We start from the raw sequence: 23,479 nt of genomic DNA on the forward strand, positions 1-23,479 counted from the left end.
CATACGACGCATCATAAAGAAAGCGCGCTCGGAGCGCGCCTCGCTTGTATTATGACTTCAAATATTTATCAATAATTTTGTCATATTCACCATTTTTCTTTAGGTTCTCTAGACCTTTATTGATCTTTTTCAATAGGTCTTGGTTTTTCCCCTTCATCACAGAGATACCATACTGGTCTCCATTCAATCGGTCTCCAACTGTTTTCAATTTTAAATCTTGCTGTGCAATTGCATACGTAATGACAGGATAATCCTCAATTAAGGCATCTGCATTTCCGTTTGAAACTTCTTGGAACATCGATGGGCTGTCATTAAATTGAACCACTTCATACCCATATTTATCTGCGTTATCTGATGCAAATTTTGCACCCGTCGTCCCATTTTTAACAGCTAGCTTTTTCCCCTTTAAATCATCAATTGATTTGATGCTACTGTCCTTTTTCACAACAACTGTCAATCCAGCGTCGAAGTACGGATCTGAGAAATCTACCTTCTTCTTACGCTCATCTGTAATGCTCATTCCGCCCATCCCTACATCAAGCTGACCTGCCTGCATTGCCGGGATAATGCCTGAGAAGTCCATCGCTTCAAGTTTCACTTTGAAGTCTTGGTCTTTCGCGATGGCGTTAATCAGATCAACGTCGATTCCTTCAGTTTTACCGCCCTTTTCAAATTCAAATGGCGGATATGTTACATCTATCCCAATTTTATATGTGCCTTTGCCTTCTCCCGAACCGCTGTCCGATTTTGATCCACAGGCTGCCATGACGAGCACAACTATGAGTCCCATGATCAGCAACATCGATTTTTTCATAAAACACGCCCCCCTATTGTCAGTTTTGTCTAAATATTCGCAATACCAATAATACTATACCACGCTAAAGCTATAGTGTGTGATACTTTTTATCAATACCAAAGATCCATACAATCCTAGATCAATAATCTCTTTAAATTTTACTTTTTTGCGAATAACTCATTTTATTCTAAAAGAAAAGCAATTCACAATCATGATGTGAGATAATCTCACAAAAAACGAGATATCACCTTGAAAACTGCCGTTTTTTCTAACATGCGAAGATAGACGCTTGAATGACCTTCTTCTCTCTATTGATATTGCAATATATTTTTTCTAATATCCTCTTTTTACCTAAAAATATGTAAGCGTATACAAAAAGACACCTAATCCCTATTTCTTTCACAACTGGTTGAATTTACATCAAAAAACATGTTTTACAAATTGCGAGAGAGCGCTTAAAATATAAGAAGATACTGAATATGGAAAGTGAATTCAGATGAACGGAAATCGAACTAGAGTGATAGATGAAGAAAGGAGGATATAAATTGTCAGAAACAGGTGTTTTGTCGTCCGTTGATGTAGCGAATATGTTAAATGACTGGTATGTCATGATGAAAAAAAGAGAAATACAAGGTGCGATCCAGCTAAAAGAAGAGATTCTTCAAGCGTTTGATCGCATGGAAGAGAATCAAGACGTCTTACTTTACTATCAATTGCTAGAGTACCGTTTTAAGGATCTCATTGAAGATACAGCCTCGTTGGATCATAGTCTTTTTGTTGATGAAAATGCAATCCGTACAGATGACATGCTCAGCTACTATTTCTATTTCTTTAAAGGGATGTATGAAATGCGCAGAGGCAATCAGGATACGGCATTTCACCTTTTAAAATTGGCAGAGGATAAATTAGATCTCGTCCACGATGACATTGAAAAAGCAGAATTTCATTATAAAACAGGGTGTCTTTACTATAATATAAGATCCACGCTCCTCTCCATACACCACTTGAAAATGGCTTCATCTATTTATGACGCAGATCCATGTTATGTGAAAAAATCAATCAGCTGTCAAATGATGCTCGCTTTGAATTATGCTGATCAATCAAAATATGATGAGGCAGAGTCATTATTTGAAGAAGTGATTCATTCACTAGAACAAATGGAAGACCCAGATTTACTTGGTCATGCGTATTGCAATGCAGCTTTTATTAAAAGTCTTAGAAATGAATACAGTGAAGCTGTGCCGCTCCTAGAAAAAGCTTTATTGATCGAGACATTTGAAACGTCTTCTCCAGGCGGCTACTTACTAGCCATGTATGCCTACACAAAAGCACTATTCAAGCTGAAAAAGCCTGGTTTGTTCCACTATTATGTACAGCTTTCACTTCAAAAAGCAGAAACTTTAAAGCAACGAAATATTTCACTTAAATTATCTATTTTAGAAACGCTTATGCTTCAGCAAGACAACATGATAGAGCAAATCAAGTCTTATTGTGATCAATTAGAATCTATGAATTTTCTTGTCGATCTTGAAGCCATCTGTCAGGATGCAGCTGCTTACTTAACAGATATTGGACTTCATGAAGAATCCACTTATTTCTGGAACAAGGCGTTGTCCTTAAAAACTTGTTAAGAATATGGAGTGATGTATGATGAAAAAATGGCTTATCACAACTGCGATTTTGACACTCTTGATAACAGGTGTTTCTATTGGCGCTTCTATCCAAAAAGAGAGCCAATCTGCACAATCTCAAGATATCATTCAAAAGAGAGACCGCGGCACCAATCCTTAAACAAGAAAAAGAGTAGCTGTGAATATCGCAGCTGCTCTTTTTTATACGTTAATCGATTTCTCGTTTAATATTTTGCATTTTTTCATCTAAGTAATGGGCGATATCTGCCGCTTCCTTTAATTCATCGGTTAGCTGATGAGGGACATCGTTTTGCAGTTTATAATAGATTTTATGTTCAAGGCTCGCCCAAAAATCCATCGCTATGGTCCGCACCTGAATCTCAACCTTTACATGCTCCACACGATTCGTTAAGTACACAGGGATTTCCACAATTAAATGCAGACTTCTGTAGCCATTTGGTTTTGGATGTTGAATGTAATCCTTCACTTCAAGGATTTTTAGATCCTCTCTTTGCCTCAATACATCCATAATATTATAGATATCTTGAATAAAGGAGCAGATGATACGGACACCTGCGATATCATGAATATACTCCTTGGCACATTGTGTTGTGATGTCGCATCCTTTTCTTGCTAATTTATTTACAATGCTTTCAAAGGATTTGATCCGTGATTTTGTATGCTCTATTGGATTGTGGCCATGGATTAAATTATATTCCTGGCTAATGATTGAAAACTTCGTATCCATTTCATCTAATGCAAATTTATATACTAATAATTCATTTTTCCAGTCTTCCATGACGTTCTTCAAATCTTCTACATGAGTTGCTGACATATTCATTTCTTTTTGTCATCTCCTTTTGGGAAACGGCGGCAGCACCGCTTTCCGTTTACTAGACGGAGACGGGACTCGAAAGGTTTTAAAAAATACGTCGTCAGCCTCGCTGTTTATAATATGTCAACGCCAGCGCAAGGGCGAGTACAGAGCCTTTCACAATATCCATCGCATAATAAGGGACAGACATCATCACAAGTCCATTTTGCAAAATACCGATGAGCACAGCCCCAATAAAAGTACCAAATGCATTTGGTTTTCCTGCTCCCATGACGGAAAAACCGATAAAAGCTGCCGCTACGCCATCCATTAAATATGGTGTGCCCGCATTTATTTCCGCTGTCATTACCCTTGATGCCAGCACAATACCGCCGATTGCTGCAAATAAAGCCGAAAGCAGATATGCCGCGATTTTATATTTATTCACATGAATACCGGACAATCGAGCTGCTTCCTTATTCCCTCCAATGATGTACATATATCGTCCGTGCTTTGTGTAGGTCATGAAAACATGTGCAAATAGCACAATCACTGCCATTAAGAGAATGATATATGGCACCTGTCCGATTTTGCTGAAAAAGGCAGGGATTGTACCCGTTGAGAATGTACCATCAGGCAGCACCATGTTTTCAGAAATGGTCGCCCCTTTCGTATACGTCTGAGCCAGCCCTTGAATAATAAACATCATGGCTAATGTCATGAGCATATCTGGAATTTTCATTTTGACAATCATCAAGGCATTGAGTAAACCAACAATAAGGGCAGCCGCTAGCGCAGAGAGGATCGCAATCAGCGGGTTTTGCGAAAACCACACAAACATAGAAATCACAATTGCATTCGATAACGTTGCGACTGATCCGACCGATAAATCAAAGCCGTTGACTGCCAAGGAGATGGTAAGGCCCACCGCAATAATGGTCACAATGGAGATAGACCGTAAAATATTGATAATATTCCCTGATTGCAAAAACGCTGGATTCGCTGCCGCAAATACCACAATCAATACAGCAATGGTTAAGATCGTGCCATATCGATAAAAGAAATCAAATAGATGAAAGGATGGCCGCTGTTTTTTCGTTTGCTGCACAGGGGCTGGAATTTGTTGTTCACTCATGATTGTCCTCCTGTTGAATGATATAAAAGCTCTTCCTCAGTCGTTGGGGCAGTCATTTCCCGGGCAATGCTGCCATCATACAGCACATAGACTCGGTCTGCGATCCCTGCAATCTCCGACAGCTCACTTGACGCATAAATCACAGATTTCCCGCGGGCGGCAAGCTCTGCAATCAGCGTGAAAATATCTTTTTTCGCTCCAACGTCAACACCTTTAGTTGGTTCATCAAAGAGATAGACATCCGCTTCAGCCAGCAGCCATTTTCCGATAGCAATCTTCTGTTGATTTCCACCGGATAGATGCTTCACCTTTGCTTCAAGAGATGGGGTTTTGACACCTAGTCGTTTGACGATTTCGTTTGCTTTCCGCTTTTCCTTCGAACGATGTAAAAAGCTGAACACGCTTGAGAATGAACGAAGACTTGCGGCCGTTAAGTTCCACCCCACGCTCTCTTCTGTCAGAATCCCTTCCTTTCTCCGTTCTTCTGGCACAAGGGCCATTCCAGCTCTCACGGCTTGATGAGGCGATGTGATGCGAACGGTTTGACCATGAAGCTTCACAGTCCCTGTCGTTTTTTCTGAGGCGCCGAAAAGGGCTTTACACAATTCCGTTTTTCCAGCACCGACAAGGCCCGCAATTCCGAGAATTTCACCCTTTTTCACATGAAGATGAATATTGCGTAATTTATGCTGGTCGTTTAGCTGCTTCACTTCAAGGGCAATAGGTGCATCCTTCAACGGTGTACGGAGCGGGAATTGCTCCTCTAATGGCGCACCTAGCATTTCTTCAATGATCTGCTGCGGATTTGTATTTTGAACAAGATGAGCTGCGACATCGGTTCCATTTCGCATCACTGTCAGTTCATCACAAATGGTGAAAATTTCAGGCATGCGATGAGAGATAAACACAATGCCCGTTCCATTCTGTTTCAGCCGGTCAATCATTGAAAATAATTTGTTTGTTTCTGTATGACTTAGCGGAGCTGTTGGTTCATCTAAAATTAAAATGCTACATTTGATTGAAACGGCTTTGGCGATGAGCACCATCTGTTTTTCCGCAAGGGTCAGATCACTTACAAGGCGTTTTGTGGAGATGTCGATGTCCAGTTCTTTTAATCGTTGAGCTGCCTTACGGTGCAGCTCTTTCCATTCGACAAATGTTTTTTTCTCAATCTGATGCATCATCATATTCTCACCAACACTTAAGTAGGGAACGAGAGCTGTATCCACTTCTTGATGAACCGTCTGCACACCATATGAGGCCGCATCCTTTGGGGTTTGAATCGATGCCGCCTGACCATTGATTTGGATGCTTCCTTCATAGTGCGAATGAGCGCCAGAAAGAACTTTCATTAACGTGGACTTCCCAGCACCATTCGCTCCAATCAGTGCATGAACTGTCCCTTTTTTTAATGTGAAATTCACTTGATCTAACGCTTTTACTCCTGGGAATTCAATCGAAATATGTTTCATACAAACTAACGGCGAAGTCATAGATGTCCTCCTTCTCATGATCATCATCTGAAAAACGAAACACCCTCTATAGAAGAGAGTGCACGGCGTTTATTTTGAATAATGCTTCTTCAAGGTCTTCATCCAATCTTCTTCAAAGGCAGTAGATGAACCGAACCCCTTCACTTCGTCTGCAAGATTGACCATATTGATGGCCTTTCCTGATTGTTGAAGCTGTTTTTGTGAGATGAGAGAGGCCTCAAGGTCATAGGAAGACGGGGTTTTCTCACCCGCAATTTTCTTCGCAAGAATTCTCACGTCAACTGCGCCAATGAGCTTCGGATCAACCGCTGCTGTGTACTTCCATGGACTGTCTTTTGCTGTCATTTCTTGAAGATCCGCATTTGACACATCAATCCCATAAATCTTCACTTCTGTTCTTCCTGCTTCCTTTAGCGCTCTTGCTGCGCCAATGGCAAAGGCATCCCACGTAGCAAAAATAGCGTCAAGTTTGCCCTTTGGATATTTATTCAGCATCGCTGCCACTGCATTTTGTGTTTGAACAGACGTATCAGAGGAGGCAATACCAAAGCGGTCAAGTTCCTTGATCCCTGCATGTTGTTTGAGCGTTTCTTGATAGACCTTGTTCCGTCTCACCATTGGCGGGAATCCATCTACCCAGAGGTACGCAATATTTGCTGTTCCTTTAAAGTCAGACACGAGTGCGTCTAGTGATTTTTCCGCTAATTGTTCGTCATCTTGAGACGTCACTGTGACCCCTTTGATGTCCTTCAGCTTAGGATTTGAATCGAACGCTACGACTGGAATACCCTTCGCTGTGATCTTTTTCACGTCAGCGACGGTCGCCTCGTCGTCCCCATGAGAGATGATAAAGCCATCATAATTTTCTTCCAGCGCCTGAGAGATCGCGTCATGGAACTTCGCTGTATCTCCATTTGCGGTGTAGACATCTACCGTAAAGCCAAGCGCTTCACCTTCTGCCTTCGTCCCAGCTAAAAACTGCGCTGTATGATCATCTCCTCCAATTTTACGAATGACTTTAATTTTTGCTCCCTGTCCCTTTGCAAATCGCTTCGGTACATTGTCAAAGGAGACCTTTTCGTTCGCATTTGTCTTTGAGCCTGCACTTGATCCAGTGCCGCAGCCTGTTAATAGGACGGTCAATACCGTTAATAATATAAGACAAGATGTAAAATAGTTACGCTTCATTGCTGTTCCTCCTCAAGTTGTTTTTATTTTTCACATCGGAAAACTAGGTAAAAATGTGGGAAAACGCCAGTAAACTGTTCTTTCATTTGAAAAAGAGACGAAAAAAAGCCTCTCTTGGAAAGAGAGGCTTGATCACCGTTGCATGAAACATGTATCGGGATTCTTCCTCTCTTATCTGTCAAAGCTGTAACAGCTTTGCAGGAATTAGCACCAATTTCTATAGTAGAAACGGTTGCCGGGCGTCATAGGGCCAGTCCCTCTGCCTCTCTTGATAAGAGATCCGTTATGAAATTTTGTTTTCGTTGAAATGTCTTCTTTACTTTAATGTGATGTCACATCAATGTCAATGATTTTTTTGAAAATTTAAAACAATGAGTTTGCGATTCAGACTTGCTTAATTTCCGATGATTTTCTTAGCAGGTGATGACTTCTTCAGGCGAAAATCATATTTTTTCTCATTCATAAATTGTGGATTGAGATGTGCTGATCCTTTATCTTGACCGCTTTTAGAGAGATACGTTTTGTAGCCTTCCATCCATTTCCCGCGCCATACCCACTGTGATGCTTTTGCACCTTTGCGGTCGTCATATACGTTCTTCTGGAAGATATTCTTTTGATTTACTCCATAAAGATTCACGACTAAGTAATGCGAGGCACTCGCTGTCATGATATTGCTCGTGATTCGATTGTTCACAGCTTGATATTGCATCAACAATTGACCGCCTTCTAAGCCGGCTGTGTCATTTTTGTATAAAATATTATTTGAGATCGTCGTATTTGTTGTTCCGCCTCGCTTTTTATCATAGCCGCCAATTGAAATGCCTGTATAACGGTTCAAATACACTTGATTGTGTTCGATGCGAATGCGATCTGCCATTTTTCCTTTATGTTCACTTGTGACTTCAATCCCAAGATCGTTGTGATGTGTAATGTTATGATCAATCACAATGTCCTTCCCGCCATCCACATAAATGCCACCAGCGGAGATGTCTTTACCATAGGCAGGATTCCCTACACTCGTGATTTCGTACACTTTGTTTCTTGATACAACACCATTTCTGACTTGATCGTACTTTTTAGAAGGTGCTACGTTCTCAAAACCGATTAAATCAATGCCTATATTATCAGTGTGGCGAACCGTGTTATGTGTCACACGGAACTTGTTGACGTTCCCATTGAGCACAAGCGCTTCACTGAAGCCAAGCTTTAATTTTTCAACAGTGTTTCCTTTGATTTCAATGTCTTCAATGGCTGCAGGAGCTTTTGTTCCATAGACCGCAATACCGTGCGCATTCCCATTTTTGTGTGTCGTCTGAATGTCATACACTCGGTTGTTGAGAAGTTTGACGCCTTTCCCGCTTCCTTTGATGAAAATACCGACTGGGGTCAGATCTTCCTTATTCGTCTTGAGATGTCCCACCGTCAGACCTTTTAAGGTAATGTAACTTTTTTGATCGATCGTGACAAGACCGCCATCTGCTTGATTTCCTTTGAGTGAGGCCCCGCTAATAACAGGTTTTTCTTTTCCGTAAGCTTGAAAGATAACAGGTGCTTTCTTTGTCCCTGAATGGCGGACAATCAATTTCTCTTTGTATGTGCCGCCTCTCACGTAAATGGTTGCCCCGGCTTTCGCCATACTTGCCGCTTTTTTCAGCGTGCGAAAAGGTTTTTGCTTCGTTCCTTGGTTTTTGTCGTTTCCGTTTGTCGCCACGTAATAGGCAGTTCCCTGCTTGGCGCCAGCCTCCTCCGTCATCGCTTGACAGCCGAAGCTGATCACGGTCATGAATAAAATAAGTAAAATGCCTGGTATCGCTCGTTTCATCTTGTTGTTTGCTCCTTTCACTTCTCTTCTTTCTTTATCGGTTAAAAAAAAGAGGATTAAAATATGACAATGCCCCTTGCAATGTACTGGTCAAAAGGTGTATGGTTGAAAGAATATCTTACAGGAAATTTATCCGCTTTTAAATTGTCAGATTAATCAGTTAATAATGTATTTGGATTTTATTTCTTTATTAAAAAGGGGTGACATGAGGCAGACTGACGGCAGAGAGAAGGAAAGCGCTTTAACAGATTTTTCTTGTCTGAATTCCAGAAAACCTATTGCTAATATTTTGTGAAGGTATAGAATAGAATCATAATTATTTCATATTATTAGAATTTTCAAATAATCAAACAGCAAGGAGATTTACGATGCCAAAACAACCCATCCGCGTTGAACTTAGTTCAACAAAAAAACCAAAACCTCAATCTGATCAACTTGAATTCGGAAAAATCTTCACAGATCACATGTTTGTGATGGATTATTCCATTGATCAAGGCTGGTATGATCCAAGAATTATCCCTTATCAGGCCATTCCAATGGACCCAGCTTCGATGGTCTACCATTATGGGCAATCTGTTTTTGAAGGCTTGAAGGCTTATGTTTCTGAGGATCAGAAAATTCTCTTATTCCGTCCGGAAAAGAATATGGAACGCTTAAACAGATCCAATGACCGCCTGTGTATCCCGCAAATTGATACGGAAACGGTTTTAGAGGGCTTAAATGAACTCATTCGCATTGATAAGGATTGGGTACCTGATGCAGAAGGCACTTCCTTGTATATCCGTCCATTCATTATTTCCACTGAGCCGTATTTAGGCGTTGCGCCGTCAAGCACATATAAGCTGCTCATTATCCTATCTCCAGTGGGGTCTTACTATAAAGAAGGCATCCATCCTGTCAAAATTGCCGTTGAAAACGAATTTGTCCGTGCCGTTAAAGGCGGAACAGGAAATGCCAAAACAGCTGGAAACTACGCCTCAAGCCTCAAGGCACAGCAAGTGGCTGAAACGAAAGGTTTTTCACAAGTTCTTTGGCTTGATGGAGTTGAGAAAAAGTACATTGAAGAAGTCGGGAGTATGAATATTTTCTTTAAAATCAATGGAGAAATCGTGACGCCTGAATTGAACGGCAGCATTTTAGAAGGCATCACACGTAACTCTGTACTTGAGCTATTAAAACACTGGGGAATTCCAGTGACAGAGCGTAAAATTTCGATTGATGAGTTAATTGAAGCACATCAATCAGGTGAGCTTGAAGAAATCTTTGGAACTGGAACAGCGGCCGTCATCTCTCCTGTCGGGGAATTAATTTATCACGATCAGCCATATGTGATTCAAGATGGTCAAACAGGTGAAGTATCGAAGAAATTGTATGAAGCCATTACGGGTATTCAAAAAGGAACACAACCAGATATCTTCGGCTGGACAGTAGAAGTCGATTCGGTCGTCAAACAAGCTTAAGCATGTAAAAGAACCTTTCAATCATGAAGGGTTCTTTTTTTGTTTATTTACCCCTCTGATATACCTTATAATGGTAATAACACGTTAAGGAGTGATGGTATGTTTTTTACTTATCTACTAGCGTTCTTTGGTATTTGCATCGGATCGATCATCATCGCTACAGGTTTCGACGATTCACCGTTCCACACCCGGTTTCTATTTAAGTTTCTCGGAATTTCTATCCTTGTTCTTTCTATTACTTTTGTAAAGGTTAGACGAAAAAGGTTACGCAACAAAAAGGCGAAATAGACTTAGATGTCCAGTCAGCCTTCCATCAAATCGTGCACCAAAACAAGACCGATACACCCACAACCGCCCCTATATATATCCACTGTTTCCCTTTGATGCTCCGCTTTCTTTCGATCAGTAAAAAAATCTCTGGTAAAAAAACGATGATGATTTCTATGATAAAGACAAGATAATAAACAAACGGCATCGGCTGAAAATCAAAGTCTCTTTCATCTCCACCAATTGTTGCGAAATACATCAACAGGTTGGTTGCTGGAATGGTAAAACAAACGAGTAGGCGAAGAACATAAATCCATACATACTGTCTATGACGAATAAGACCAATAAAAGAAGCGATGATGCCATACAAAAACAAGACCACTGTGCCATAACTCAACAGAGGTTGAACGATAAAGCCGTAAAGCATTAAACCAATTGCAACCATACTCAAACCGTCCTTTCTTTGAAGCCATACATGTTGTTTTTTACTATCATACACTTCTTTCTTGAATTTCCATATGGGGCAATGATAAAAAAACGACCCCATAAAGGGGCCATTTTGTTTTACGCTTTGACTGATTTGAAGAATTGCGGTAAATATTCACGATGTGCTTCGAGCATTTCATCTAAAATTTGCTTTGCAATTTCGTCAGAAGGGACAAGCGGATTGATCGTCATCGCTACAAGAGCCGTCTCGTAATCTCCTGTGACTGCCGCTTCTGCTGCCACACGCTCGAATGATTTGATTTGTTGAACGAGCCCTCTCACAGCTACAGGCAGATCACCCGTCGCGATTGGTTTTGGTCCGTCCTTCGTAATGATACAGTTCACTTCAACCGCTGATTCAGCCGGAATGCTGGCAATCGCCCCTCTGTTCACTGTATTGACTGGTTGGATGTCATGTTTATCATTATAGATGGAGCTGATTAAGTTACATGCCGCATCACTGTAGTACGCCCCGCCTCTTTTTTCGAGCTGCGGTGGTTTAATCGATAAATCAGGATCTTTATAGAGCTCAAATAATTCGTGCTCGACCTGCTGGACAACCTCTGCTCTTGTTCCTTTTTCTTGGGCCGCTTTTTGCTCTTCTTCCAGCATATCTTTTGTTTTATAGTAATAGCGATGATACGGACATGGGATCACTCCTAAGCCTTTTACAAAAGAAGGTTCCCAGTTTTTCGCTTCAATGTTCTTCATAGACCACTGACTATTCGGATTTCCTAATTCATCGAGTACTTGATCCATAATGCTGACCCCGTCTAAATACACGTCTAATCCATAGACCATGTGATTGAGTCCGGCAAACTGTACCTCGACCCGTTCAACATCCACATCAAGCGCCTTGGCAATCCCCATTTTCATCCCAATTGGGACATTACATAAACCGACTACTTTTTTTAGATTTGTGTAGCGCAGCACAGCTTCTGTGACCATGCCCGCCGGATTTGTAAAGTTCACAAGCCATGCATCCGGACAAAGTTCTTCCATATCCTTCACGATATCTAGAATGACTGGGATGGTTCGAAGGCCTTTAAATAAGCCGCCTGGTCCGTTCGTTTCCTGACCGATGACGCCATATTTAAGTGGGATTCTCTCATCCTTAGCCCGTGCTTCCAGCAGTCCTACACGAAATTGTGTTGTCACGAAATCTGCGTCCTTCAGGGCTTCCCGGCGGTCAAGCGTCAGGTGTACCTCAATCGGCAGACCGGCTTTTTCGACCATGCGTTTCGCGAGAGCACCCACGATGTTTAACTTTTCCTGACCCGCTTCAATATCCACGAGCCATAATTCCTTTATAGGCAATTCATGATATCGTTTGATAAATCCTTCGACAAGCTCAGGCGTATAGCTTGATCCTCCGCCTATTGTGACAATTTTGATTCTATCTTTCATGAATTGACACCTCCGAGTTGCTTCATTTTTTCATGGAGCTCGATGATTTCCGCCGCAAGCTCCTTGACGGTCATTGCGTTCATGAGATGATCCTGTGCATGGATCATTAAGAGGCTAATATCGGTCTTTTCTCCTCTAATTTCTCCTTGGATCAGCTCTGTCTGTGCGTGATGCGCCTCATTTAACGCGTCTTGTGCTTCCTGCAATTTTTGCTTCGCCTCATCAAAATTCCCTTGCTTTGCACATGTAATGGCCTCCATCGCAGAGCTTCTGCCATTCCCGCCGTGTAAGATGAGTTGAAACACAATTTGTTCCATTTCCATCGGCCGCATCCCCCTTGTTTCCTCTATTACATGCTGACGACATTTTCATCAGTTGTTGCATTTGTTTCTAGTTCACTTTCTTCTTTTAATTTCTGCTTATCCCACATTCTAAAGAATGGGTAGTATAAAGCGAATGACAACGCTAGGTTAATCAGCTGCATGACAGCACCTGAGATTTTGCCTCCTGTGGCGAGATAGCCTGAAATGATAGGCGGCATCGTCCATGGGACCGCAATCCCCGCCGGTTTTGCGACAAGCCCTGTGCTCATTCCGATATATGTCGTGATGATCATCATGATAGGCGTAAGGATAAACGGAATCAGAAGCATTGGATTCATAACAATCGGCATTCCAAAGATGATCGGTTCGTTGATGTTAAAGATGGCTGGCCCAATGGCAAGTCGGCCAAGCTGTTTCATTTGTTTACTTCTGGCACGTAAGATCATCGTCAGCACCAAGGCAAGCGTTGCACCGCTACCGCCGACATTGATGAAGATTTCAAAGAACTGCGCTGTGAAGATATTTGGCAGCACTTCTCCTGCTTGGAATGCGAGACGGTTCTCATCCATCGCACCGAGCCAAATTGGGCCCATGACGCCGCCGACAATGGTTGCTCCGTGAATACCACATGCCCAGAGGAGCATTTGTACACCAATGGCGACAATACTTCCACCTAAGCTTCCACCAAGAATGGAAAGCGGTGTGCCAATTAAGACCGTGATGATATTATGAATACTCTCAAATGGTGTCATCTCAATCAAAAGTCTAGCGACCCAGATCAGCGTGATGACCACAAAACCTGGAATAAGTGCGATAAACGATTTACTCACTGCTGGCGGTACACCATCAGGCATCCTAATGACGATATTCCGCTGGACAATGAATCGGTAAATTTCAGTTGAAAGCATGGCAATAATCATGGCAACGAATAACCCTTTACTGCCCATCAATGTAACTGGAATTCCCCCACCTACTAAGATGGCTTCTGTTGAGCCTTCAGGTGTGAAAGGAACTTGATATGGTGTTGCCAAAAGGAAAGCTGCAACAGCGATCGCACCAGATGATAGGGCATCCACTGCATACTTTTCAGCAAGCCTGTAGGCAATCCCGAAGGTTGCAACAAGTGCCATAATGTCAAAGGTCGCATTAACAGGATAGGATAGTTTCGTGGCCCATTCTGCTCCGAAGATACTTGCCATAAAATCGCTGTATCCTGGGATCGGAAGGTTGGCTAAAATGAGAAACAGTGAACCGACAATAATGAGAGGCATGGTTAAAACAATTCCGTCACGCAATGCTTGTAAATGTCTTTGAGCGGCAATCTTCCCTGCAAACGGCATGACCTTCTCTTCTAGAAATCGGTTGAATCCATTCATCCCTTCCGCCCCCTTTATCCGTTCACTAACTGTTCAGCAGATTTTAAAACCTCAGCCCCATTACATACGCCGTAATGCACGGTATTGATGACGTCGACTGGAATCCCTTTTTCTTCTCCGAGCTTTTTCATTTGTGGTAATAAATATCGAACCTGTGGTCCTAATAAAAGCACATCGGCTTGATCAATATGATTTTTTGCTGAATCTCCAGATACTGCCCAAATACGATAGTCTTTTCCTTGTTCTTGTGCGCTTTTCTCCATTTTTGTGACTAGTAAGCTTGTTGACATACCTGCTGCACAAACCAATAAGATGTTCATGTGTAAACGCCCCCTTTTGAAAGTGTGTAGCTTTTCTTTACACATTCATCATATTATGAAACCGCTTTCATAAACACCTATACTTTTTCCTTTAGGAAGCGGAAAAAGTTAAGATCACATTGTTAGCTCTTGTACGAAGGGGCCTTTTTATACATGATATCGAGCATGTCTTCAAATGTATCACAGGCGATGAGATGCTGAATGAATTTCACATTGTGCACAAGCTCGCCCAGCAGACGATACATCCCTTTTAAATCTTTGGCATTCTCTTTTTCGACACAAAGCAAGCAAACAAATTGAACTTTTTTCTCTCCCCATATGATCGGTTTTTCTAATGAACAGATCGCCCAAAATGTCTCTTCTGTCAGCGGCGTCATAGGGTGCGGAATGGCTGTATAATGCCCGAAGGATGTCGGTGCAGCCTCTTCTCTTTCCATCACAGAAGGTGTAAGTTCTGCTGGTGCTAATCCCATATCGATGACTTTTTTCGTGAGAAAAGTGATGACCTCTTCCTTTGTTTGAAAGGCGCGTTTTGTAAAGACCAATTCCTTTTTCATATATTGAGAGGCCAATGTCACCCTTGTTTCACTCGTCAGGGCTTCTTCAATTTTTAAAAAGTCGCCGCCTCCCAAAATGGTGTTCACTTGTATGACTGGAATCGGTAAATCCATCTGAATCGGGACCGTTGTAATAATCAAATCCATGGCATGTAAAGAGACATGCGGAAGCGAATAAAGCTCTGCTGTTCCTAAAATGGTCAGCTTCGACCCAAATTGTGACCGCAGACGATCTTGAAGCAGTCTTGCACTTCCTGCACCAGACGCACAGACGATGAGACATCGCTTCGGCGGAATCTCCATTTTCCTCCGCTCTAAAGCCGCACCAAAATGAAGCGCCATATATCCGATTTCATTCTCATGAATACTCAGCCCCTCCTCTTCTTCAAGGACCCTGCTGGCGATAATTCCTGCTTCAAAGGCAAGTGGATACCCCGCCTTTATTTCATCAAGCATTGGATTTCTTAAGTTCATCCCATATTTACACCGGGTCATGGCTGGCTTTAAGTGCAGACTCAGCCCAATCATTAATTCCGCATCACCGGCTAAATCAAGCTGCAGCTTTTGATCAACGGCTTGGAGCATCAGCTGGACAAGACGGCTCGTGTCATCATCCACAATTTGTTTTTGAGCGCTCGATGAAAAGGACTGCACCATTTTGGCTGTTCCTAATAAATGAATGGCGATATAGACGATCTCTTCTTGTGGAAAAGAGACGTCCAGCAGTCCTTCAAGGCATTCCACCATTTTTTTAGCAACCTCGTATTCCTTTGCTCGTGGAATCTCATTGATTTCCTCTGGCAAAACAGATACATAGTTTCCGTGTCTAATTCGTTTGCAGGCAATCGCGACATGAACGATTAAATTATTCATGCAAATGTCTGATAGATTCATTCGTTCTTCATTGATATAATCAATGATTGTTTTCTGAATCAATTCCAGTTCATGTTTTGGCAAAATGGTGACTGCCGTGTTCAGCATCGTTTGGCAGGATCGGCGTTCACTGAATAAATATTCTGACATACAATAACGAATTTTCATCTCCGATCCTTTGATCCGGCAGCCTTTATTCGGCTTCGCTTCCAGCTTCAGATCAAAGGGCTCAAGCTTGCGTTTGACCCATTTCATATCGTTACTCATCGTCGATTTACTAATAAACAGCAGCTGCTGTAAGTCTTCCAATTTCACATAAGACTCTGCGAGAAGCAGCTTTTTTAAAATAAACCGAACGCGCTCCTCTGGCAGAACAGCCAGCGGCTCTTCCTGTTCGACCTCCTCTTTCATAAAACGGCGAAAGGCATTCTCATCGTTGATCAACAGCTCATAACCAGCTCCTCGAACAGCTGTTACAGCCGCTTGATAAGGAGCAAGACAGTCGTTCAGTTCCTTGATGTCTGTACGAATGGTGCGGCTTGTTACTTGTAAACTGACAGAAAGCGCAGCGCTTGTGAGCGGGGTCTCCGCTGCCATGAGCTGACTTAAGATGTGCGCCAGTCTTTTACTCAGCATCAGATCGGCCTCCTTATGTAAGGGTGGAGAATCTGCCTTGTCTGGACAAGGTGTATACGCTTGCAGTTCTCTTCATTACTCATATTCTACTGAAAAGAAATAAAAATTGCCATCTCATTTATATGACAAACGCCCCTATTTATACAACAAACCCTATCCAATGACCTATGAATCTTTTGGTAGGACCGTTGGGAAACCATGAAAAAAGGCGATACACCTTCGTATCATCGCCTTTTTTATGAAGAAATCAGCTGAGTAAAGACAACCAATCTTTTTTCATGAGTCCCTGCTGCATGATCAAATGTCCCTGTACACGTGATTAAATTGAGATTCCGTGTAAAAGCATACCCGAAAAACGCATTTGGTTTTTCTTCACGCGGATAGCTTTGCACTTTGACGACTTCAAAGGTTCGCTTTTTACCTGATATGGATGTCACGATTACCTTGTTTCCCTTTTTCAGTTCCTTCAATCGATAAAAAACAGAAGGTCCCCACTTATTATCAACATGACCATTCATAACGGCTTTTCCTTTATCTCCTGGCTTTGGACCATCCTTAAACCAAGCTGTGTTGTCCGTATTTTTTGGAACCCCCATACTGCCATCCTTTGATAAAGTGGTTTTCTCTATTTTTGCTTTGACATCAATCGCCGGAATCGCAATTTCAGCCGGGACAATACCGGACGGTTCGTCTTTTAACATGGCTTTTGAATGAGACTGTTTTGCGGCTTGGTTTGTTGTCATTTTTTCAGGAGATGAGGTTGTTTTAGCGGATGACGAATCATCCATCGATTTTGATGCACAGCCCGTGATGACAAGAAGCATCAGAAGACCAAACAGCCACCTTTTCAAGTCAGTCTGCCTCCTTTTAAAGAAAGGAACGGCACGATTGTGCACGCTCCCCCCTTTTGTTTTGATATGAGCTTAATTTGATGTCTTACGACGAATTAGGAAGAACGCACCCATTGCACCGCCAGCTAGGATCAAGCTTGCGATTAATCCCGCAAATGCTTCATATGACATACCTAAAGGACCGGCTGTGCCTCCCATACCTGTTTTCGGCATTTCGTTAGGCATGTTAGATTTGAACAGTTCAGGATGCTGATCAACAATCGCTGCTGCGACATCTTGACCGACCATGAACATATGACCGTATGCTTCTCTCACTGTTGGATAAAGCTGATCATATTCGCCATTATGGTAAGACGTATATGTTTTGATCAGCTCATCAATATGCATTTTTAAGCCAGCTTCTAAATCCGCCGCCTTTAAACGGCCATCTGTCGCTTGATCTAGAAATTTCGCTTGCTTCATCCGATATGCATCCAAGTTTTTCACAGCTTTTTCTTTCGCTTCTTTGTCTCCTGATGCATCCGCTTTGACATAATCAACTAAGTAACCAATATGGCTTGACCAAATGGATTTGAATTGTTTGCCTGCATCCTTACCATAAACAGATGCAATCGCATTAGATAAATCATTTGTATTCTCGTTCAAAGCTGCTGCTGCTTGATCAAAGTCCTTGCTGCCATCATTTCCTTTTTGCATGGCAACGACCGCAAGTGCCAAATGCTCTGAGAACAAGTAGTTTAAATCTTCACGAAGATCTGCGGCTGGTGTATCGACAGATTTATGATCAAATTTCCCAGGAAATTGATCTGTGATCGCCCACGATACGCCTTTGCCTACTTCAAACATATGATGAATGGATTTTCTAACAGTCTCATAGGTCGTATCAAAATCCTTTTCTGTGTAGCTGTCAAACGCTTTTAATAGTTCGTTCACATGCATCTTCAAGCCTTCTTCAAGCTCACTTGCTTTCAACCTGCCGTCTGTTGCTTGATCGAGCATGTCGGCTTGTTTCATACGATATTGGTCAAGCTGCTTGACTGCTTTCTTTTTACCTGCTTCATCTTTCTTTGCGGTTGCTTGTACATAATCCACAAAGTAGCCGATATGGCTTGACCAAATGTCTTTGAATTGTTTCCCTGCTTTTTTTCCGTACACAGAAGCGATGGCTTCCGATAAGTCATTTGTGTTGTCATTTAGCGCTGCCGCTGCTTGTTTAAAATCTTTGCTGCCGTCAATTCCCTTTTGCATTGTGATGACTGCTAAGTAGGCATGCTCCGAAAATAACTGGTCTAGTGCTGCTCGAAGATCGGTTGCTTTGTTTGACACCTCTTGTGACGAAGATGTCTTCTTTGCCTCTCCATGCATATGTCCTTCGTGTGCACTTGCGCTATGGGCTGCCGGAAATAGTAATGCTGCGCTAAGCGGAATGGTTAAAATCGCTTTTTTCATGTTCATCTGTTTTTCCTCCTCTTTCCGTTTGTTATGTACTTAACGGAAAGAAGCATGAAATGGATCATTCAAATCTATCATCTTTTTTGTTTAGCGCACAATTCGGTCATGCTTGCATAAAAAAAAGCCGGATTATCCGGCTGATACGTTACGACGTTTAGATGCTTTCCGCTCTTTATATATTTTTCTCACCACTGGATAAATCACAGGTGCCCATTTAAAAATTTGTTTCAGCCATTTTTTCATTTCTCCCGCGCCTCCTTATTGTCATTCTTACAAGGAAGATTCCCCATCTTGTCATGAAATAAACAGGTGCGGGAGAGCAGGAGTTAAATCACGCCTTGTGCGATCATCGCATCTGCCACTTTGCGAAATCCTGCAATATTTGCTCCTACTATTAAGTTTCCAGAGTGTCCATATTCGTCTGCTGTCTCTGTACACTGACGATAAATCGTCTGCATCATTTGTTTCAGCTGATCATCTACTTCCTCAAATGTCCAAGACATTCTTGCACTATTTTGCGCCATTTCCAGCGCTGAGACACCTACCCCGCCTGCATTCGCCGCTTTTGCCGGCGCGAATAGAATATCATTCTGTTCAAAAACTTTGACTGCCTTTAGAGTAGAAGGCATATTCGCTCCTTCTCCTACCGCAATGACACCATTTTCCACGAGTTGCTGTGCCTGCATCTCAGATATTTCATTTTGCGTTGCACATGGAAGCGCAATGTCACAAGGAACAGACCAAATTTGTTCGCAATCTTCAATTAATTCAGCATGCGGGTGAATGTCTATGTATGCCCCAATCCGTTGATTGCTTACTTCCTTCAGCTGCTTCACTGTTTCAAGTGAAATGCCTTGTGGATCATAAATCGCTCCGCTTGAATCACTGCACGCAACGACCTTACCACCTAGCTCTATGACCTTTTCCATCGCATAAATAGACACATTCCCTGAGCCGGACACGACAACTGAACGTCCTTCAAATTGAAGTCCATGTGCTTTTAACATTTCTTCCATAAAGTACACCAATCCATAGCCTGTCGCTTCTTTTCTCGCTAAGCTGCCTCCAAATCCAGGGCTTTTCCCTGTGAGCACACCTGCTTCATAAGCACCACGCATTTTCTTGTACTGCCCAAACATATAACCAATTTCGCGTGCCCCTACGCCAATATCACCTGCTGGCACATCTTGATCAGGTCCAATATATCGGCTGAGCTCACTCATAAAGCTTTGAACGAAACGCATGATTTCTCCATCCGATTTCCCTTTAGGATCAAAATCTGATCCACCTTTTCCTCCACCGATCGGCATACCAGTCAGTGCGTTTTTAAAGATTTGTTCAAATCCTAAAAACTTAATAATGCTTGCATTGACAGATGGGTGGAAACGAATGCCTCCTTTATAAGGACCGATGGCACTGTTGAATTGAACCCTAAATCCCCGATTAACTTGTACTTTCCCCTCATCATCTACCCATGGTACGCGAAATACCACAAGCCGTTCAGGCTCGATGAGTCGTTCTAAAATGCCTTGTTTTTCATACTCTGGATGCTTTGCAAAAACGGGAACGAGTGATTCGAGAATTTCTCTTACGGCTTGCTGAAATTCCTCCTCACCAGGATTTCGTTTTTCCACCTCTTCTAACACACGGTCGATGTAGCTTTGTGCTGTTTGTGCTGCTCGATCTAAGGTCAACATGTCTCATCTGCCTCCTTTGTATATCTTCACACATTTATCCTGTTAGATTTTCTAACGCATATTGAGATTAATTTAACACCATTTGTAAAAACTGATCAATACTGATAACAGATGAAAATGATGCCGATTTGAGATGGATCAAGCAGCCGCCGCAATCGTTTTTAGAAAGTATCCCTTACAGAATGACTATTGAGCTAGAAATCATGATTTAGACGTTATATATCCCGCACTCTTTGACAATTAGATGAACCATGAATGATTTCTAGTTGATCTTCAACAAGAAAAAAGGCCTAAAGTTTTATAGGCCTCTGCTCAATCTTTTCGGATCTCCTTCTCTTTTTTTCGATCAGGGTACACGACACAAAGCCAATATAAAATAGAAGACGATGGGAAGTTAATTAAACCGACAATGCCCCAAAACCACTTATAACGTCCTCTTTTTTTGGCATCCATAAATAAAAGAAGGCCCTGCGCAAATAGTAACGGCAATGCGCACAATAAGATGATCATCTCCGACTGACTCATAAGGAAGACCCTCCTTTACTATGTTGATATTCCTTGATGCCGACAACAACGCAGAGCGGCACACTCACTACTTGAAGAAGAATGAAGATGATAGGCAAATGGGTGATGGCAGCGACAAATAGTGTGAGAATGGTCAGACTGATGAGAACGTACGCCAGTACTTCTTGTTTAAAACGCCTTTTCTCTTGTTCCTTCGCCTGCTTCAGCATCATCATGACAGCCTGTTCACTTGGCTCTTTCACTTCGATTTGATCATCTAGTTGCTGTAACTCTTCCTTTAAACGTTCGGTGAACTGATCTTCCTTCATTGAGACCACTCCTTTCGAATTTTCTTTAATCCATGATGAACCCTCGACTTCACAGTGCCTTCTCTCATCCCGAGCATTGAAGCAATCTCTGGGTAAGTAAAGCCATAATAATAGTGCAAAATAATCGGCGCTCTCTCCTGAGCCTTCAATTCGTTAAGAGCATCCCACATCTCATGCCATGTATGTCCCTTTTGCTGAATCTCCCATTTAAAACGGCGTATCGTCTCTTGATTCGCCTTTCCTTCCCTCAATTGTTCACGTTTTCTTTTCTTCTGGTGATCCAAAAATTGTCTAGATGCAATGGATATGAGCCATGTTGAAAATAAGGAATCTCCTCTAAAAGAAGAGAGTTTCATGTACGCTTTCAGCATCGTTTCTTGCATGATTTCTTCTGCAAGCTCTTGTTGAAGGGTGAGCTTCATTATATAACGGTAAAGAAAGGAATAATGATGGCGATAAAGAGCTGTAAATGCAGCATCATCCCCCTGCTTTGCCTGCTGAATCAATAATGTCTCTTCTGTCTGCTCCAAACACACCCCTCCTTCCTTTTTCTTCTCTTATTCATGAGACGACACGTATGACGATATCGTTCAAAATAGATTTTATTTTTTTAGCTTGTCTGCTTTTCTCCCTGTTGATCCAGTAATTGAAGCGTTAAATATCCAGTTTTTTCTTATGTAATGATTATGACATTCCTTCATCTCTAACAAAATGATGCGTTCTGATTTTCTATCAAGCGGAGATGCTCTCCCCCATAATCACTAGGTCATCCCAATACCTATCGTCAATGATCCTTGTCTCATTTAGATGAAAATAAAATAATCATGGCCTTAGTTTTCTAGAAAATCATGGAATACAAAGCGCCAATTCTTAGCCGATGATACCTTTTTGCATGCTATGCTCTTCCTACATTCCGAAAAAGGCAATACTGGCGAAGAAAGGAGGAGCAGTTGAATTGCAGCTTATTTTTGGAAACGTTTACATTAAAACAAAAATGAATGGAGATGTTGACTTTGAAGAAAAAAGTTCCAATGTTAGCTGGTGTGTTAGCGGTTGGTCTCGTGACTTCATTATTTGCACCTAATGGGGAGGCAAAGGCGGCAGTAAAGTATCCCGAAAGCCCTTCTATTATGGCCAATTTTAATCAACAAGGATTCTCCACATTAAATGGCGGCACAACAGGCGGTGAAGGCGGTAAAACCGTCACAGTCAAAACTGGAAATGAGCTATTGGCTGCCCTCAAAAGTAAAGGAACAAACGAAAAATTAAAAATTGTTGTCGACGGGACGATTACCCCTTCTAATACATCTGCCAATAAAATCGATGTGAAAGATACAAACAATGTCTCAATCGTCGGCAAAGGCACAAAAGGTGAATTTAATGGAATTGGCATTAAAGTATGGCGTGCCAATAACATCATCATCCGCAACCTGAAAATCCATCACAGCAAAATCGGTGATAAGGATGCCATCGGAATCGAAGGCGCTTCTAAAAACGTATGGGTCGATCATAATGAACTGTACAATACATTAAACTCTGGTAAAGATGATTATGATGGATTATTCGATGTGAAAAATGACTCCGATTATATTACCTTCTCATGGAACTATGTTCATGACAGCTGGAAAACGATGCTCATGGGCAGCTCTGATAACGACAACTACAACCGAAAAATCACATTCCACAACAACCGTTTCGAAAACCTGAATTCTCGTGTACCATCTATGCGCTTTGGGGAAGGACATGTCTATAACAACTATTACAAAGGCATCCTGACAACTGCAATTAACTCTCGTATGGGCGCAAAAATGAGAATTGAGCACAACGTATTTGAAAATACAAAAAATGCGATCGGCAGCTGGGACAGCCGTCAAGTCGGTACATGGCATGTCATCAACAACTCATTTATTAACAGCACAGGCAGTCTGCCAACGTCTTCTACAGGTACGTACAACCCTCCTTATAACTACTCCTTGCTTAACGTGAACAATGTCAAATCAGAAGTTGTATCAAATGCTGGTGTTGGAAAGGTAAATCCTTAAAACCACAAAACGTTCGAGCA

The 23,479-nt window shown here is 42.0% G+C and carries 23 protein-coding genes and 1 riboswitch; of the genes, 4 read left to right on the forward strand and 19 right to left on the reverse strand.

Going from position 1 to position 23,479, the window contains the following annotated elements; translation table 11 throughout:
• Positions 1–49: 49 nt before the first annotated feature.
• Positions 50–814, reverse strand: a complete 765-nt coding sequence (locus MHH54_RS17685; protein ID WP_034620276.1) for a transporter substrate-binding domain-containing protein — start codon at positions 812–814, stop codon at positions 50–52.
• A 527-nt stretch (positions 815–1,341) separates the two neighbouring features.
• On the opposite strand from MHH54_RS17685, the gene MHH54_RS17690 reads away from it, so the two are divergent.
• Together MHH54_RS17690 and MHH54_RS17695 are read left to right on the forward strand one after the other, a co-directional pair.
• Positions 1,342–2,427 carry a Rap family tetratricopeptide repeat protein gene (locus tag MHH54_RS17690; protein WP_342500491.1) on the forward strand — a complete coding sequence of 362 codons (1,086 nt, stop codon included), beginning with the start codon at positions 1,342–1,344 and terminating at the stop codon, positions 2,425–2,427.
• Positions 2,428–2,446: 19 nt separating this feature from the next.
• Positions 2,447–2,587, forward strand: a complete 141-nt coding sequence (locus tag MHH54_RS17695; protein ID WP_169901775.1) for a hypothetical protein — start codon at positions 2,447–2,449, stop codon at positions 2,585–2,587.
• 48 nt (positions 2,588–2,635) lie between these two features.
• On the opposite strand, the gene MHH54_RS17700 is transcribed toward MHH54_RS17695, so the two are convergent.
• The 5 genes from MHH54_RS17700 to MHH54_RS17720 form a co-directional block, all read right to left on the reverse strand.
• On the reverse strand, positions 2,636–3,268 hold the full coding sequence (locus MHH54_RS17700) for a GTP pyrophosphokinase family protein (RefSeq protein WP_003215004.1): 633 nt from the start codon (positions 3,266–3,268) through the stop codon (positions 2,636–2,638).
• A 94-nt stretch (positions 3,269–3,362) separates the two neighbouring features.
• Complete coding sequence (locus MHH54_RS17705; protein WP_003214920.1) at positions 3,363–4,376, reverse strand: ABC transporter permease; 1,014 nt, start codon at positions 4,374–4,376, stop codon at positions 3,363–3,365.
• The gene (locus MHH54_RS17710; RefSeq protein WP_003214731.1) at positions 4,373–5,869 is read right to left on the reverse strand and encodes a sugar ABC transporter ATP-binding protein; all 1,497 of its coding nucleotides are present in this window, start codon (positions 5,867–5,869) and stop codon (positions 4,373–4,375) included. The genes MHH54_RS17705 and MHH54_RS17710 overlap by 4 nt, the downstream gene beginning before the upstream one ends.
• Before the next feature lie 69 nt (positions 5,870–5,938).
• Positions 5,939–7,057: a sugar ABC transporter substrate-binding protein gene (locus MHH54_RS17715; RefSeq protein WP_003215324.1), complete on the reverse strand. Its 1,119-nt coding sequence runs from the start codon at positions 7,055–7,057 to the stop codon at positions 5,939–5,941.
• 168 nt (positions 7,058–7,225) lie between these two features.
• Positions 7,226–7,335, reverse strand: a riboswitch (SAM riboswitch).
• A gap of 116 nt (positions 7,336–7,451) precedes the next feature.
• A complete protein-coding gene (locus tag MHH54_RS17720; protein ID WP_342500492.1) occupies positions 7,452–8,879 on the reverse strand; it encodes a right-handed parallel beta-helix repeat-containing protein in 1,428 nt (475 codons plus the stop codon).
• Between the two features lie 368 nt (positions 8,880–9,247).
• On the opposite strand from MHH54_RS17720, the gene MHH54_RS17725 reads away from it, so the two are divergent.
• Positions 9,248–10,339 carry a branched-chain amino acid aminotransferase gene (locus MHH54_RS17725; RefSeq protein WP_003215056.1) on the forward strand — a complete coding sequence of 364 codons (1,092 nt, stop codon included), beginning with the start codon at positions 9,248–9,250 and terminating at the stop codon, positions 10,337–10,339.
• A gap of 313 nt (positions 10,340–10,652) precedes the next feature.
• Here MHH54_RS17725 and MHH54_RS17730 read toward each other — a convergent pair whose 3' ends face one another.
• From MHH54_RS17730 to sigY, 13 genes are all read right to left on the reverse strand, one after another.
• Complete coding sequence (locus MHH54_RS17730; protein WP_342500493.1) at positions 10,653–11,051, reverse strand: hypothetical protein; 399 nt, start codon at positions 11,049–11,051, stop codon at positions 10,653–10,655.
• Positions 11,052–11,170: 119 nt separating this feature from the next.
• Positions 11,171–12,499, reverse strand: coding sequence for a 6-phospho-beta-glucosidase (locus tag MHH54_RS17735; protein ID WP_106032057.1), 1,329 nt, complete (start codon positions 12,497–12,499; stop codon positions 11,171–11,173).
• Positions 12,496–12,822: a PTS lactose/cellobiose transporter subunit IIA gene (locus MHH54_RS17740; protein ID WP_003215078.1), complete on the reverse strand. Its 327-nt coding sequence runs from the start codon at positions 12,820–12,822 to the stop codon at positions 12,496–12,498. Before MHH54_RS17740 ends, MHH54_RS17735 begins: the two co-directional genes overlap by 4 nt.
• Before the next feature lie 26 nt (positions 12,823–12,848).
• Entirely contained in the window at positions 12,849–14,198 is a 1,350-nt protein-coding gene (gene celB, locus MHH54_RS17745) for a PTS cellobiose transporter subunit IIC (RefSeq protein ID WP_003214998.1), read from the reverse strand.
• A gap of 14 nt (positions 14,199–14,212) precedes the next feature.
• Complete coding sequence (locus tag MHH54_RS17750; RefSeq protein WP_003214824.1) at positions 14,213–14,518, reverse strand: PTS sugar transporter subunit IIB; 306 nt, start codon at positions 14,516–14,518, stop codon at positions 14,213–14,215.
• A gap of 122 nt (positions 14,519–14,640) precedes the next feature.
• Complete coding sequence (locus tag MHH54_RS17755) at positions 14,641–16,584, reverse strand: BglG family transcription antiterminator (protein ID WP_137054198.1); 1,944 nt, start codon at positions 16,582–16,584, stop codon at positions 14,641–14,643.
• A 236-nt stretch (positions 16,585–16,820) separates the two neighbouring features.
• Positions 16,821–17,435 carry a sortase gene (locus MHH54_RS17760; RefSeq protein ID WP_342500494.1) on the reverse strand — a complete coding sequence of 205 codons (615 nt, stop codon included), beginning with the start codon at positions 17,433–17,435 and terminating at the stop codon, positions 16,821–16,823.
• A 72-nt stretch (positions 17,436–17,507) separates the two neighbouring features.
• Positions 17,508–18,890: a copper amine oxidase gene (locus MHH54_RS17765; protein WP_339160728.1), complete on the reverse strand. Its 1,383-nt coding sequence runs from the start codon at positions 18,888–18,890 to the stop codon at positions 17,508–17,510.
• Positions 18,891–19,016: 126 nt separating this feature from the next.
• Positions 19,017–19,130: a hypothetical protein gene (locus MHH54_RS17770; RefSeq protein WP_003214702.1), complete on the reverse strand. Its 114-nt coding sequence runs from the start codon at positions 19,128–19,130 to the stop codon at positions 19,017–19,019.
• Between the two features lie 83 nt (positions 19,131–19,213).
• Positions 19,214–20,584, reverse strand: coding sequence for an NADP-specific glutamate dehydrogenase (gene gdhA / locus MHH54_RS17775; RefSeq protein WP_003214886.1), 1,371 nt, complete (start codon positions 20,582–20,584; stop codon positions 19,214–19,216).
• A 312-nt stretch (positions 20,585–20,896) separates the two neighbouring features.
• Positions 20,897–21,109 carry a hypothetical protein gene (locus MHH54_RS17780; RefSeq protein ID WP_003214995.1) on the reverse strand — a complete coding sequence of 71 codons (213 nt, stop codon included), beginning with the start codon at positions 21,107–21,109 and terminating at the stop codon, positions 20,897–20,899.
• Positions 21,106–21,417 (reverse strand): YxlC family protein, encoded by a 312-nt coding sequence (locus MHH54_RS17785; RefSeq protein ID WP_003215253.1) that lies wholly within the window; start codon positions 21,415–21,417, stop codon positions 21,106–21,108. The genes MHH54_RS17780 and MHH54_RS17785 overlap by 4 nt, the downstream gene beginning before the upstream one ends.
• Complete coding sequence (gene sigY, locus MHH54_RS17790; RefSeq protein ID WP_226804431.1) at positions 21,414–21,947, reverse strand: RNA polymerase sigma factor SigY; 534 nt, start codon at positions 21,945–21,947, stop codon at positions 21,414–21,416. The genes MHH54_RS17785 and sigY overlap by 4 nt, the downstream gene beginning before the upstream one ends.
• A gap of 474 nt (positions 21,948–22,421) precedes the next feature.
• On the opposite strand from sigY, the gene MHH54_RS17795 reads away from it, so the two are divergent.
• Positions 22,422–23,459: a pectate lyase gene (locus tag MHH54_RS17795; RefSeq protein WP_226804433.1), complete on the forward strand. Its 1,038-nt coding sequence runs from the start codon at positions 22,422–22,424 to the stop codon at positions 23,457–23,459.
• Positions 23,460–23,479 lie beyond the last annotated feature (20 nt).

Origin of the sequence: Bacillus sp. FSL K6-4563, from assembly GCF_038630405.1 — a bacterium.
Taxonomy (GTDB): Bacteria; Bacillota; Bacilli; order Bacillales; family Bacillaceae; genus Bacillus; species Bacillus pumilus.